At 63.3% G+C, this 13,144-nt stretch carries 12 protein-coding genes; 3 read left to right on the top strand and 9 right to left on the bottom strand.

What is annotated here, in order from left to right:
• Positions 1-7: 7 nt before the first annotated feature.
• The 9 genes from AB0313_RS08025 to AB0313_RS07985 all read right to left on the bottom strand — a co-directional run bounded on the left by AB0313_RS08025 (position 8) and on the right by AB0313_RS07985 (position 8,907).
• Positions 8-259: a hypothetical protein gene (locus AB0313_RS08025; RefSeq protein ID WP_366304735.1), complete on the bottom strand. Its 252-nt coding sequence runs from the start codon at positions 257-259 to the stop codon at positions 8-10.
• A 463-nt stretch (positions 260-722) separates the two neighbouring features.
• Complete coding sequence (locus AB0313_RS08020; RefSeq protein ID WP_366304733.1) at positions 723-1,814, bottom strand: type I restriction endonuclease; 1,092 nt, start codon at positions 1,812-1,814, stop codon at positions 723-725.
• A 243-nt stretch (positions 1,815-2,057) separates the two neighbouring features.
• Positions 2,058-3,434, bottom strand: coding sequence for an MFS transporter (locus AB0313_RS08015; RefSeq protein WP_366304731.1), 1,377 nt, complete (start codon positions 3,432-3,434; stop codon positions 2,058-2,060).
• Positions 3,435-3,520: 86 nt separating this feature from the next.
• On the bottom strand, positions 3,521-3,973 hold the full coding sequence (locus AB0313_RS08010; protein ID WP_366304729.1) for a MaoC family dehydratase: 453 nt from the start codon (positions 3,971-3,973) through the stop codon (positions 3,521-3,523).
• On the bottom strand, positions 3,974-5,167 hold the full coding sequence (locus AB0313_RS08005; protein WP_366304727.1) for an acetyl-CoA C-acyltransferase: 1,194 nt from the start codon (positions 5,165-5,167) through the stop codon (positions 3,974-3,976). It abuts the gene before it with no gap.
• Positions 5,167-5,943, bottom strand: a complete 777-nt coding sequence (fabG, locus tag AB0313_RS08000; RefSeq protein WP_366304725.1) for a 3-oxoacyl-ACP reductase FabG — start codon at positions 5,941-5,943, stop codon at positions 5,167-5,169. The genes AB0313_RS08005 and fabG overlap by 1 nt, the downstream gene beginning before the upstream one ends.
• Positions 5,944-6,006: 63 nt before the next feature.
• The gene (locus AB0313_RS07995) at positions 6,007-7,203 is read right to left on the bottom strand and encodes an acyl-CoA dehydrogenase family protein (RefSeq protein ID WP_366304723.1); all 1,197 of its coding nucleotides are present in this window, start codon (positions 7,201-7,203) and stop codon (positions 6,007-6,009) included.
• A complete protein-coding gene (locus AB0313_RS07990) occupies positions 7,200-7,664 on the bottom strand; it encodes a thioesterase family protein (RefSeq protein WP_366304721.1) in 465 nt (154 codons plus the stop codon). Before AB0313_RS07990 ends, AB0313_RS07995 begins: the two co-directional genes overlap by 4 nt.
• Positions 7,657-8,907, bottom strand: a complete 1,251-nt coding sequence (locus AB0313_RS07985) for a CoA transferase (RefSeq protein ID WP_366304719.1) — start codon at positions 8,905-8,907, stop codon at positions 7,657-7,659. The genes AB0313_RS07990 and AB0313_RS07985 overlap by 8 nt, the downstream gene beginning before the upstream one ends.
• 173 nt (positions 8,908-9,080) lie before the next feature.
• On the opposite strand from AB0313_RS07985, the gene AB0313_RS07980 reads away from it, so the two are divergent.
• The 3 genes from AB0313_RS07980 (at position 9,081) to AB0313_RS07970 (ending at position 12,993) form a co-directional block, all read left to right on the top strand.
• Positions 9,081-9,977: a LysR substrate-binding domain-containing protein gene (locus AB0313_RS07980; RefSeq protein WP_366304717.1), complete on the top strand. Its 897-nt coding sequence runs from the start codon at positions 9,081-9,083 to the stop codon at positions 9,975-9,977.
• A 154-nt stretch (positions 9,978-10,131) separates the two neighbouring features.
• On the top strand, positions 10,132-11,319 hold the full coding sequence (locus AB0313_RS07975) for an acyl-CoA dehydrogenase family protein (RefSeq protein WP_366304715.1): 1,188 nt from the start codon (positions 10,132-10,134) through the stop codon (positions 11,317-11,319).
• Between the two features lie 207 nt (positions 11,320-11,526).
• Positions 11,527-12,993: a DUF222 domain-containing protein gene (locus AB0313_RS07970; protein ID WP_366304713.1), complete on the top strand. Its 1,467-nt coding sequence runs from the start codon at positions 11,527-11,529 to the stop codon at positions 12,991-12,993.
• Positions 12,994-13,144 lie beyond the last annotated feature (151 nt).

The raw sequence follows: 13,144 nt of genomic DNA, 5'->3' as shown, positions 1-13,144 counted from the left end.
ACCCGGGTCAGTGCGGGCAGTCAAAGTTGATCCTGTGGAACTGGTACTCGCCGTTGGCGTAGTGAATGTCGGCCAAGTAAGTGCAATTGGCTGCCGAGAAGTCAACGTGGGTGCTCCTTTCCTGCAGTTTCCCTGCCCGCGTCATGGAGTGGTCCCTGTAAATATTCGAGTACCAATCGGTAGTGCCGTCCGGGTGTGAGGTTGTGGAGTAGACACGGTCAGTGCTGATGTTGTTTTCAATGCCGCTTGGAGTGGTCACAGTATTAACAACGCTGTGGATTTTTGAACACACTGTCCCATCGGATGTGTTCTGGCAGCCCGACTCGTTTACTACCTGCGCACCCCCGCTGGAGGCACCTCCACTGGCTGCCATAGCAGGTGATGCGATTAGCGCAAGGGCTCCGCTGATACCAAGGGCGGTCGCCGAGCGGGTGAGGGTCTTAGCCGAAATCATCATCGCTTCCTGCTTTCAATTCGGATTTCTGAGACGGCCAGAGTCCAGACCATCTCACGAAATCTTCTTCGAGCGGCCAAACTGCTGGTAGAGCCGAAAGACTCATCGAGAGCGCTCGGACGGGTCAATGCCAATGGCATGAGTCACTGTATGAAGCCTTGGACGGTACCGGTCGTCAAGGTCAAGGGGCTCTGGTTGAGTGATTCCGCCAGCTATAGAGCCCCTGGCGCCCTCCACCGTGGCATGGGGCTTGACCGCCCTGCCGTTGTCACAGGTAACTCTTGACGGTCGCGCGCAGCGCTTCCGTGTGCTCGTAAATCTCCTCAAGCGAGTTGATGGGAACCCGAGTCTCTTCCTTGCTGTCGTCGAAGATGCCGATGTATTTCTGGGTTCGATTAAAATGCAGCCGCGCAATGGGCTTGCGGTTGTTATCGTCGAGGAGCACGGCGAAATAGGACTTTGCATCACGCTGAGCCACGCGTGCCGGTTTGACCTCGCTGCAGACAATTGCGCGCACGATCTGGTAGCCCTCAATTTCCTCCAGCGTCGTCTCCAGACCATCGGCTTCAGCGAGATCGGCTTCGGCCACTGGGGCGCTGGTAACCGCCAAGGGTGCGGCTGTGTCCTCGGTCTGCGGGAATCCAGGGTTACCGAGGGCCTTCTTCAGCCGTTCGTTGACTTGGTCATTGAGGAATTGCTTGGTGGCCTTCCCAACCAGGGTGGTGAACTGCTCCCGCACTTTTTGCGTGTACGGCCCCGAATAGACCCTGGCTGTTAGGAACTTTACCCATTCATCTTCAGGCTCCTTGAACTGGGCAGCCAGGGTCCGCTTCAGCTCGCCGATGTATTTCAGTTCACCTGCGGCGCTGATGATCGAGTCGAGGTCGAAAACGTCCTTGGACAGCTTCTGCAGTTCAGGGATAAGTGACTGGTCGATGTCGTTCAAATCCAGCACAAGGAAAGGCTTGGCATCCATACGGTTTGGTGCGTCGAGGTCCGTAAAGAACTGGTAGACCTCGCCGTTGGTAAGGATGGCGATCCGCGCGTTGGTGACGGCAAAGTAGCGGAAGAGCTGTGATGCGTGCTCGATCTTCACGGGCTCCGTGGACTTCTTGCACTCAATCAGGATCTGCACGTCGCCGTCCTTGACGATGGCGTAGTCGATCTTCTCGCCCTTCTTCAGCCCAACATCGGCTATGAACTCGGGGACCACTTCCAACGGATTGAAGACGTCGTAGCCGAGAATTGTCGAAATGAATGGCATCACGAAGGCATTCTTCGTTGCCTCTTCGGTTTGGATCACATCCCGTTGCTGACGCACCTTTGCCGCCAAAGCTGAAAGCTTCTCCGCGAATTCCATGTCCTACCCCCAGTAAGTTCCCTTTAGCCGGGCACCACCACGGGCCCGTCAGCAATTTCAAAGATGCTGCTGCAAAACTTACATCCGGGGAGCGACATTCACACGCAACGGCTAATGGCTGCCGTCATGTTGCACTCATTCCCAGCGAAGACCGACCGACAAGATGGTGGAATTGAACCCCGTCCCGCACAAATGAAAGCGGACGACGGCGGGTGTCCACCCGCCGTCGTCCGCTCCGTGGGCCTAGAACGCGTCAGCCTCCGCGTTGAGGTCCCGGCCCTTGGTTTCCGGAGCGAAGAACCCGGCCACAAGGCCGATCGCAGCGTAGGCCATGAGGATTCCCGCTACCGGGATCCATCCCGGTCCTGTCGCAGCAACGACGCTGGCAGCAATGATGGGGCCAAGACCGCCGGACAGGACGGCGCCGATTTCCTTGACGGTCGTCATAAAGGAGAAGCGGCGCTTGGATCCGAACATCTCCACCAGCCAAGTGGACTCCACGCCATACAGGTTCGGCAGCGGACCGCCTACATAGACAACGAAGACCAGGGCCACCAATATGGGGTTACGTGTTTCGATCATCAGCATCGCAGGAATGGTGAACGCGAACTGGAACCCGGAGAGCCAGAGCCATACCTTGCGCCTGCCGAACCGGTCAGTGAGCTTCCCGGTCAGCAGGACCGTGAGCACGCCCAAAACGGAGCCAAGCGTGACGCCGGTAGTCACCAGGTTTGCATCCATTTTCACCACCGATACCGTCCAGCCGATGAGGAATCCCTTGACGAGGTAGACCGAACCGTTTTCGCCGAGTTTGATGCCTAGTGAGACGAGGAAGGCCTTCTTGGAATCCGCAACGTCACGCCAGACGCTTTGTTGCCTGGCCTCCAGCCGCGCCGCCGCACGCCGCGCCTTGATCACCTCGAAAACCGGTGATTCGCTCACGCTGCGCCGCAGGTACAGCGCCACGAGGGTGGTACCGACGCTCAGGAGGAAGGGAAGGCGCCATCCCCAGGCGAGGAATTCATCCTTGGGCATCTGCGAGAGGAGCAGCCACAGACCGCTCGCCAACAGCACACCGGTCGCCGTTCCCAGTGCCACCACCGCCCCATAAAAACCGCGCTTGCCGGAAGGGGCGGATTCCACGAGCAGCAGCGAAGCCCCGGATAGCTCAGCGCCAGCGCCGAAGCCCTGGATAAGCCGCAGGAGCACCAGGAGGATTGGGGCCACGACCCCGATCTGGGCAAACGTGGGCAACAGACCCATTCCCAGAGTGGCGATCCCCATCATTCCCACGGTGATGACCAGGACGGATTTCCGGCCATATTTATCCCCAAGGTACCCGAAGTAGATACCTCCCAGGGGCCGGACGAGAAACCCGGAACCGAAGGCCGCAAAGCTGGCCAACAATGCCATGGCCGGGTCTGTATTAGGGAAGAAGAGTGGCCCGAAGACCAGCGCCGCCGCCAGAGTGTAAAGCGTAAAGTCCATGTATTCCAAGGCGGAACCAAGGAAGGACGAGATGGAGGTGCGGCGCAGTTCAGCCGGCGCCACCTCCAGTCCCGGCGCCAGCCCGTGCGGGTCAGCGTCGGCGTATGTCAGATTGGGGTTTTCTGTGCTCATGGAGTTTCTTCCTCGTGAAGAGCCTGCAGGCAGGCCCGGCCGTAACGTCTTTGTTCGGGTGGTGGTGCAAGGTCTTGAGGAGCAGTTCAGCGTGGGAGCAGGGAGACAGTCTCCGCTATGCAGGCAGGCTTCTGCGAGCCTTCCAGCTCGATTACATGGTTGAACTGCAGCTGCCGCCCTTTAGCTGTCTCGCTCACCGAGGCCAGCGTCAGCCGATCCCTGATCCGCGAGTTGACCCTGGCAGGCGCCGGGAATCTTACCTTGTTCAGGCCGTAGTTGATGATCATCGCGGCCCCATCGACCCGGTATACCTGGCCGGCCAGGTATGGCAGCAGCGACAAGCTGAGGTAGCCGTGAGCGACGGTGGTGCCGAAAGGTCCGCCCGCAGCCCGCTCCGGTTCCGTGTGAATCCACTGCTGGTCCAGGGTGGCGTCGGCGAAGGCCTGGATCTGGGATTGGTCCAGGGTATGCCATCCGCTCACCCCGATCTCCTGCCCAGTCATGCTGGCCAGCTCGGCGGCGTCCTTGAACAGTCTCATCTAAACCCTTTCCAGCAGCATGGCGACGCCCTGGCCCAGGCCTACGCACATGGTGGCCAAGCCCCGGTTGGCGTTTTCGCGTTCCATCCGGCCCAGCAGCGTGATGACGATCCGTGATCCGGAGGAGCCCAGGGGATGCCCCAAGGCGATCGCGCCGCCGTCGTTGTTGACGGTTCCCGCATCCATACCAAGCAGCCGCATGCAGGCCAGCGCCTGCGCTGCGAACGCCTCATTGAGTTCGACGGCGCCCACCTCCGCCAGGCCCCAGCCCGCCTTGGCCAGTGCCTTTTGGGTCGCAGGCACCGGGCCGATGCCCATTACTTCCGGCGCGACACCGGCCGCTTGGCTGGTGACGATGCGGGCCCGCGGGGTGAGGCCGTAGCGCTCCACGGCCTCACCGCTGGCGACCACCACTGCGGATGCGCCGTCGTTGAGGGAACTTGAGTTGCCGGCGGTGACCACTCCACCGGGCGCCACGATCGGCCGGAGGGCCGCGAGGGCATCAGCGCTTGACCCGCGCCTGGGCCCCTCATCGGTGTCCACCAGCGAGACTTCCCCCCGCTTGCCCTTGACCGGAACAGGGACTATCTCATCTCTAAAGCGGCCCGCGTCGATCGCGGCCACAGCAAGGTTGTGCGAGCGCAGTGCAAAGCTGTCCGCGTCGGCACGGGAAATGTTTTCCCGGCCGGCTACTTCTTCAGCCGTCTCCGGCATGGAGAACAGAGCGCCGGATTCCATCCGCGGGTTAACGAACCGCGCACCGATTGAGGTGTCCGCTAGTTCACCCGGTCTGCCATAGGGCTTCTCCGGCTTGGCCATCACCCAAGGAGCGCGGGTCATCGACTCCACTCCGCCGGCCACCACAAGGTCGGCGTCACCGTTGCGCACCGACTGCGCGGCCATGCTGATGGCGGTTAGGCCGGAGGCGCACAGCCGGTTGACAGTCACCGCCGGAACCGCATGCGGGAACCCGGCCAGCAGCGCGGCCATCCGGGCAACGTTTCGGTTGTCCTCCCCGGCCTGGTTCACACAGCCCAGGATGACCTCGTCGAGGGTGGCAGGATCGACGCCGGCGCGGTCGACTGCGGCCTGCAGCACCAGCGCGGCCAGGTCGTCGGGGCGGGCCGTGGCGAGCGCGCCGCCGTGACGGCCTACCGGGGTGCGGACGCCGCCGACGAGGAATGCCTCGGGCATCAGCGGGCCCCGCCGTTGATGTAGAGGGTCTGGCCGGAGATGTAAGAGGAGTCGTCACCGGCGAAGAAAGCCACGGCGGCGGCCACCTCCTCCGGCTGGCCGACCCGTCCCAGCGGGGTGCGCTCCGCCACCGCCTGCTGGTGCTCGGCCGGGCTGGCGCCAACACGCTGTGCCGTTGCGGCGGTCATCGAAGTGGCGATGTAACCCGGTGCCACGGCATTGACCGTGATGTTGAACGGCCCCAGTTCGATGGCAAGCGTCGCAGTCAGGCCCTGGATGCCGGCCTTTGCGGCCGCGTAGTTGGCTTGGCCACGGTTGCCCAACGCGCTGCGGCTGCTGAGCGAGACAATCTTGCCGTACTTGGCCGGAACCATGTAACGCTGGGCAGCTCGTGAGCAGAGGTAGGCGCTGGTGAGGTTGGTGGTCAGGACCGAATCCCAGTCCGGCCGCTCCATCTTGAAAAACATGTTGTCGCGGGTAATGCCGGCATTGTTCACCAGGATGTCCAGTCGGCCAAACTCCCGGTGGATGCCATCGAACACCCCGTCCACGGCTGCCTCATCCGTGACGTCGCAGCAGGCGGCAACGGCCTTTCCGCCGGCTGCCAAGACGTCCGGGTGGTCCGAGATCCGCTGTGCGGTGTCCTTGGCGCCGTCCTCGTTGAGGTCAAGGACGACGACGGTGGCACCTCCGGTGGCCAGTTTCAACGCGGTGGCCGCGCCGATCCCCTGCGCCCCGCCGGTGACTGCTGCCACCTTGTCGGTGAAGTTGTTCATGAAATCTTCCTTTGCTTATGTTTGGAACGTGCTCTGGCAAGTCCGGGCCAGCCCGGCGCGGAGCTAGCTGAAGGCGGAGAGGCCGGTGATCTCCCGGCCGACGAGAAGGGACTGGATGGAGTCTGTGCCCTCGTAGGTGGAGACGACCTCCATGTCGGTCATGTGCCTCGCTACGTGGTTCTCCAGCAGCATGCCGTTGCCGCCGAGCATGTCCCGCGCTTCGGAACAGATCCAGCGGGCTTTCCGCGCGGTCTGCATCTTGGCCAGCGAGGCCATCGGCCCGGTCATCCGAGCGTCCTCGGCGAGCGTGGCCAGTCTGAAGCACATCAGCTGCATGGCCGTCAGCTCGGCGAGCATGTTGGCCAGCTTGTTCTGCACCAGTTGGAAACTGCCGATCGGTTTGCCGAACTGCTGGCGGGTCTTCGCGTAGTCCAATGCAATCTCGTATGCGGCCATGGCATGGCCGTAGGACTCCCAGGACGCGCCGCTGCGCGTGGAGGTGAGCACCCGGGTGACGTCCTTGAATGAGTGGCATTCCGTGAGCCGGTTGGCGGCCGGGACCCGGAGGTTATCGAGGGTGATGTCCGGCTGGAGGATCGCCCGCTTGCCGATCTTGCCGGTGATGACTTCGGTGGAGTACCCGTCCGGAAAGCTGCCGTCCCCGTTACGCTCCATCACGAACGCCTTGACCTTGGCGTCCGCTTCGTCGCGGGCAAAGATGATGACGACGTCGGCCATGCTGGCGTTGCCGATCCACCGTTTGCGCCCGCTGATGATGTAGCTGTCCCCATCCCGCCGTGCGCTGGTTTCCAGCGCCACGGAATCGGACCCGTGCTCGGGTTCGGTCAGGGCGAAGGCGCCGATCTTGCGAAGGGTCGCCATGGCGGGGAGCCAGCGCTGTTTTTGCTCCTCGCTGCCGAGCATGTTGATGGTACCCATCGCCAGTCCGGACTGGACACCGAGGAAGGTGTTGACGGAACCGTCGCCGCGGGAGACCTCGGCGGCAACGATCCCGGCGGCAAGCCGGCTTAGCCCGGGGCAGCCATAGCCCTGAATGGTTGTTCCGGCGATGCCGAGCGCGGCAAGTTTGGGAACAAGCTCGAAGGGAAACTCGGCACGTTCCCAGTAACCGTTGATGACCGGCAGCAGGTCTTTGTCGACGAAGGCGCGGACTTTCAGCCGGAGCGCACGGTCCTCAGCGCTGAGGAAGTCGTCCATGAGGTAAAAGTCGGTGCCGTTCGCGGCCGTTTCGAGTGTCATTGGGTGAGCTCCAGTGGTGTGTGATCGGGGATCCGCGTCCCCTGAGGGTCCGTATTTCCTTGTGAGGGCTGGAAAAGGGTGAGCCAGCGGCGCTCGTGATCCGCCAAGGGCCGGGACCTGCCGGTGCCTGGATGGACCGAAACCAGCACGGTCCGGCCGTCCACGGCGACTGCGCCGTGCTGGGTGCCCCTGAATTCCAGACTGAACGAACTCGTGCCGATCCTGCTCACGATCAGTTCAACCTCCAGGTCTTCGCCGTGATGGACCGGCTGCCGGTAATTCAATTCGAGGCTCGCCACCACCGTGGGAGTCGCTTCGGCCGGGCGGGTTCCCGGCATCGAGGATCGCCACTTGATCCTTGACTCCTCCAGGAGTGTCACGACAGCGGCATGATTGATGTGTCCGTTAAGGTCCTGGTCGGACCACCTCGGACAGACGCGGGTCCGGTACGCCTCAGGCATGGGCCAGGGCTTTCCGGTGCAGCAGCCAGTCCCGCACCAGCCCGGAGCTTTCGTTCAGTTCCGGGGGCGCGAGCGAGTAGTCCACCGGGGTTCGGGAGTATTCGACGGGATGGCGAACAGTCGGTATCTTCCGGGTCCCATCGCCGGCAAGCACTACCGGGTTCAGCCCGAGCTGTTCGGCGAGATCGACACCGCCGCGGACATCCTGAATCGGAGCGCACGGCAGCCCTGCCGCCGAGAGCTCACGGAACCATTCCTCGGCTGACTGGGTAGCCAACTGGGCGTGGAGGATACCGCGCAGCTCGTTTCGGTTGGCATTGCGCTGCAGCGTAGTGGCGAACTTTGGGTCCCGGGCGACTCCGGGAATACCCAGTGCCCCGCACAGCCGGACAAACTGGGCATCATTTCCCGTCGCGATGATGATGGTGCCGTCACCGGTCTGCATCGGAGCGTACGGATACATACTGGGGTGCTCGTTCCCCATCCTGGTGGGCACTACACCGCCCGTTACGTAGGCCGCGGACTGGTTAACCATGCCGGACAGGGCCGAGGTCAGCAGGTTCAGTTCCACCAACTGACCCTGGCCGGTCCGGTCCTTGTGGTGGAGCGCCCCCAGAATGCCGATTGCAGCGTGCAGTCCTGTGATGACATCGAACAGGGCGATGCCTGCCCTGTACGGTTGGGTGTCCTGGTCCCCGGTCAGGCTCATCATTCCCGAGGCGGCCTGCACCAACAGGTCATATCCGGGAATGTGCGCGCCGGCTCCGGTACCGAATCCAGTGATGGAGGCATAGATAATGTCCGGTTTCAATTCGGCGGCGGAGGCGTAGTCCAGGCCCAAGCGAGCCATGTTGCCGGGCTTGAAATTCTCGATCATGACGTCAGCGGAGCGGATCAGGGAACGCGCCACATCCAGGTCCTCCGGATTTTTCAGGTCCAGGGCAATGGAGTGTTTGTTGCGGTTCACAGCGAGGAAGAAAGTGGCCTCCCCGTCCCTGACCGGGGGCATGTAGGTGCGCGTGTCGTCGCCCTCAGGACCCTCCACCTTGATCACGGTGGCACCCATGTCAGCCAAGAGCATGGTGGCGTACGGGCCGGCCAGGACCCTGCTGAAATCCGCCACCACAATGCCCGCGAGGGGCCCGGCGCTGGGTCGGCCCAGGGCGTCAAGGCTGGGGTTGTCGTAGCCTCCGGCGGGACGGCCGTGTCTGCTGGAGCCCGATTTGTTAGTCGGTTGTGTCATCTGCTTCCTCCGCTATGTGGTCTGCATCACCTACCCTCGCAAGTTGACTGATTCGCGTCCAATACGTATTTAGTGCCGGACTGATACCCGTAGGCCATCAATGTCGTTCCGTTCCTTTTGGGTATGTTGGGCGTATGAACAATGACGTTTACCCGGGAAGGAGCTGAGCGGGAGTGGAAATACACCAGATCCGGGCCTTCCTCGCCGTGGCCGAGGAGCTACATTTCGGCAGGGCTGCACGCCGGCTCCATATGGCCCAGCCGCCGTTGAGCCGGTCTATCCAGCGGCTTGAGCACGAATTGAAGGCGCCCCTGTTTATCCGCAGCACGCGGACGGTTCAGCTGACCGCCGAGGGCCAGGCGCTTGTCGGCCCGGCACGCGAAATACTGGAGGGCTGCCGGCGTGGCCGCCTCGCGGTCGCCTCGGTGGGCCGCGGCGAAACTGGGCGCGTGCGCGTCGCCTTTGCGGGGGTTTCCTCGCATGTGATGGTTGGCAGGCTTGCCAAGCGCGTCCGGGAGGTTCACCCCGGAATCGACTTTGAGCTGTCCAGCTCCAACTTCGCTCTTCCGGCCATGGACAAGGTCATGAGCGGGGCCATGGAGGTCGGCCTGGGCCGCTGGAATTTCATTCCTGCCGTCCTCGACTCGCGGATCGTGGCCAACGAGCGGCTCGTCGTGGCCCTGTATGAAAGCCACCCCCTGAGCGGGCAGGCTTCGCTGCGCATGGCAGACCTCGCGGGCCAGCCTTTCGTCACGTTGCCGGAGCATCCGGGCGCCATCCTCCATGACCACCTTCGGAGACTCTCCAGCGCCGCGGGATACGTCGTGGATATTGCCCAGGTGGCGCCGGATTCGCAGACGCTTATGGCCCTCGTGGCGGCCGAAATCGGTGTTGCCCTGACGGTGTCCTCCGTGCCGGAGAACTTCAGCCACCCGGGTGTCGTGTTTCTTCCCCTCGACGACCCGGCTGACGTCATCCAGCTGCGGCTGGTCTGGCGGAAAGACAACGCCAGTCCAGCGCTGCGCGAGGTACTCCGGCTCTCGGAAGAGGTCCTTCCATCACCGGCTTGAAGGCCTTGATTGATGCGTACAAGGCATCAGCGGAATCATTATTAGGTATTGGATCGGAGGGCAATCGGACTGGCACAGTGGTGGAGATCACTGGCGGTGCAAATCACGCCAGTATCGCCGCCAAGCCACCCTTGACCTGCCAGGAGAACCGACCGTGACCGTAACCCTAACCGCCTTGGTCCCCGACGACGTGCTCAACCTCGACAGCCTCCTGAGCCCCCAGGAACTGCAGCTGCGCAGCACTGTCCGGGACTTCGTGGATGAACGGATCCGGCCCAACATCGCTGGCTGGTATGAGGATGCGCACTTCCCGCTCGAACTTGTTCCCGAACTTGGGAAGCTGGGGGTTCTCGGGATGCACCTGAAGGGCTACGGCTGCCCGGGCCGCAGCGCAGTTGAGTACGGCCTGGCTGCCATGGAATTGGAAGCCGGCGATTCAGGGCTTCGGACGTTCGTCAGCGTCCAGGGTTCCCTGGCCATGAGCGCCATTCACAAGTGGGGGTCCGAGGAGCAGCGGAACGAGCACCTGCCCGCCATGGCTCGGGGCGAGAAGATCGGATGCTTTGGGCTCACCGAACCCACTGCCGGTTCGGATCCTTCCAGCATGGCAACTTTCGCGGCACCTGACGGAGATGGTGGCTGGGTCATCAACGGGGCAAAGCGTTGGATTGGCCTTGCTTCCGTGGCGCAGATTGCTGTCATCTGGGCCAATACTGCCGACGGTATCCGCGGGTTCATTGTCCCGACGGACACCCCCGGCTTCACCGCGACGCCGATCAGCTCGAAGCTGTCTATGCGGGCCTCAATCCAATGTGACATCAGCCTCGATGGGGTCCGGGTGCCGGCCACGGCGCTCCTGCCCGGCGCGCGGGGACTCAGGGGCCCCTTCTCCTGCCTTAACGAAGCCCGCTACGGGATCATCTGGGGTGCCATGGGCGCCGCGCGGGACTCCTACGAGGCCGCCTTGCTTTACGCACGGGACCGTCTCCAGTTCGGAAAGTCCCTCGCCGGCTACCAGCTCACGCAGGAAAAGCTCGTGAATATGTTGTTGGAAATACAAAAGGGGACCCTGCTGGCACTTCATACCGGCCGCCTGAAGGACGCCGGGACGCTGGAGCCAGTGCAGATCTCCGTGGGAAAGCTGAACAACGTCCGCGAGGCCATCGCCATCTGCCGTGAAGCGCGCACCATCCTTGGGGGAAACGGAATCACTCTCGACTACTCGCCGCTGCGGCACGCCAACAACCTTGAATCAGTGCGAACCTATGAAGGTACGGACGAGGTCCATACTCTTATCCTGGGCCAGCGGATCACGGGCATCTCGGCGTTCCGCCAAGAGTGACGGCAAGGCGCGCGGTTGTGCAACGGCAAACTGACGGATACCTCCCGCCCGCACGTCGCGTTCGGCGGAGGGCCACGTGGCGGTTTCGCGTCTCCGGGATGTAAAACATCCGCAAGCAGGGCAGCCAGGACCCGTGAGCTGCGGTGGCGTACGCGCGCGCTGCAATCGCCCACTCAAAATGTCAGACCCTCGTGGCAGGCTGTGCTTATGGAAACCAGGGCGGTTGTGGATGCGAAAGGCGGGGCCGGTCTGGCCGATGCCGTCACGTCCCTGACTGCGATGGTGGACGAACTGACCGGAGTCCTGCGCGTTTCTTCGGAAGCTGCGGATAGTGCTCACGGCGTCGACAGTCATGATCCGCTGCGGGAACTTACCGGGTCCCGCCTGGACGGCCTGGGCGTCGTGGCCCGGATCGAAGCTGCCACTGCAGCCGTCAAAATGCGCCTGCTCGCCGAGTATGCGGAAGCAGCGGCTGCCATGGAAGCGCCGGCGGAAAGCGCGTATGAGTCGTCGGCGCGCGAAGTGAGCCTGGTCGCGGAAATCGCCTGCGTGCTGACTGTTGGGGAACGCGCCGCAGCAGCACTGCTGGGGGAGGCCCACGCGCTGACCACAGCCTTGCCGGCGGCACTGGATGCCTTGCAGGCCGGGGAGATTTCATGGCAGCACGCCCGGATCATCGTCGATGAGACCAGTGGTCTCGGCACTCCCGCTGCTGCCGCACTGGAGGCGCACTTCCTTGACCCCGACGCACCGAATGCGGCCAGGGGTGCCCCCGCGGGGGAGCTGGCACCGGCCCGCTTCCGCCGGAAGGTGCGTGCCTGGCGGGAGCGCCATCATCCGGAATCCCTCCAAAGCAGGCACGCGAAGTCGGTTGAAGACCGGCGGATGGAGTACTCGCCGGACCGCGATGGGATGGCATGGATCTCGCTCTGCCTGGCTGCGGACACGGCGTCTGCCATTTGGAACAAAACGTCTGCCTTGGCGCGTGGACTGCAGGGACCTGATGAACCGCGCACCCTGACCCAGCTCAGGGCCGATGTGGCCGCCGGTTTGCTGCTGGGGAATTCGGGTGAGCTGGCCGGGTCTGTGCCATCCCTCAAGGCGGATGTGCTGGTCACGGTTCCGGTCTTTTCCCTCCTCGGTGCCACGGACGAACCCGCCGAACTCGACAACTACGGTCCCATCCCGGCATCGATGGCGCGCGCACTCGTTTCGGAAGGCGCCAGCTCGTTCTACCGCGTCCTGGTGGACCCCCGCGACGGGGCGCCGCTTGAAATTGGCCGGACCAGCTACCGGCTCCCGGAGGCACTCAAGCGGTGGTTGCGCATGCGCGACGGAAAGTGCACCTTCCCCGGCTGCAGCAACCCCAGCCAGGACAATGAGGCGGACCACCTCTTAGCCTGGGAGAACGGAGGCGCCACCGGCATCAGCAACCTCGGACAGGTGTGTCCCAAACACCATCGACTCAAGCATCGGAGCGGCTGGAGCCCCGGTCCGGCTGCCATGAATGAGCCACCCGGTTGGATCTCGCCAGCCGGCCGTCACTACAACGCCGAACAACCGGACCGGGAACCAACACTCTGGCCCCCGGGCTGCCTGCCCGAAACCGGCTGCCTGCCAAAAGAAGGCAGTCCGCTGGAGGCAGTCATCGTCGACTTCCTCGTGGCCTCGTAGCTGCTGCATCAAACCCGCGCGTGGCAAATTGACGCCCGTAAGCAGCCAGTAGCTGCGTTGCCCGCGGCACGCGGGGGCGGTCCTGTGTGTCCTGCCGACCTGCCGACGTGCCGGCGCTGTCGGCATGCCGGCTGACGTTCGGAACCGCAGG

It is taken from the genome of Pseudarthrobacter sp. NPDC080039 (assembly GCF_040702335.1).
GTDB classification, from domain to species: Bacteria; Actinomycetota; Actinomycetes; order Actinomycetales; family Micrococcaceae; genus Arthrobacter; species Arthrobacter enclensis_A.
Note: the sequence above shows the minus strand (reverse complement) of the source record. Positions and strands in the feature narration are given on the sequence as shown.

Bases quoted from the DNA above. Each gene is read 5' to 3' on its own strand.
- AB0313_RS08020 (WP_366304733.1), bottom strand. From the start codon at position 1,814: ATGGAATTCGCGGAGAAGCTTTCAGCTTTGGCGGCAAAGGTGCGTCAG.
- AB0313_RS08015 (WP_366304731.1), bottom strand. From the start codon at position 3,434: ATGAGCACAGAAAACCCCAATCTGACATACGCCGACGCTGACCCGCAC.
- AB0313_RS08010 (WP_366304729.1), bottom strand. From the start codon at position 3,973: ATGAGACTGTTCAAGGACGCCGCCGAGCTGGCCAGCATGACTGGGCAG.
- AB0313_RS08005 (WP_366304727.1), bottom strand. From the start codon at position 5,167: ATGCCCGAGGCATTCCTCGTCGGCGGCGTCCGCACCCCGGTAGGCCGT.
- fabG (WP_366304725.1), bottom strand. From the start codon at position 5,943: ATGAACAACTTCACCGACAAGGTGGCAGCAGTCACCGGCGGGGCGCAG.
- AB0313_RS07995 (WP_366304723.1), bottom strand. From the start codon at position 7,203: ATGACACTCGAAACGGCCGCGAACGGCACCGACTTTTACCTCATGGAC.
- AB0313_RS07990 (WP_366304721.1), bottom strand. From the start codon at position 7,664: ATGCCTGAGGCGTACCGGACCCGCGTCTGTCCGAGGTGGTCCGACCAG.
- AB0313_RS07985 (WP_366304719.1), bottom strand. From the start codon at position 8,907: ATGACACAACCGACTAACAAATCGGGCTCCAGCAGACACGGCCGTCCC.
- AB0313_RS07970 (WP_366304713.1), top strand. From the start codon at position 11,527: ATGGAAACCAGGGCGGTTGTGGATGCGAAAGGCGGGGCCGGTCTGGCC.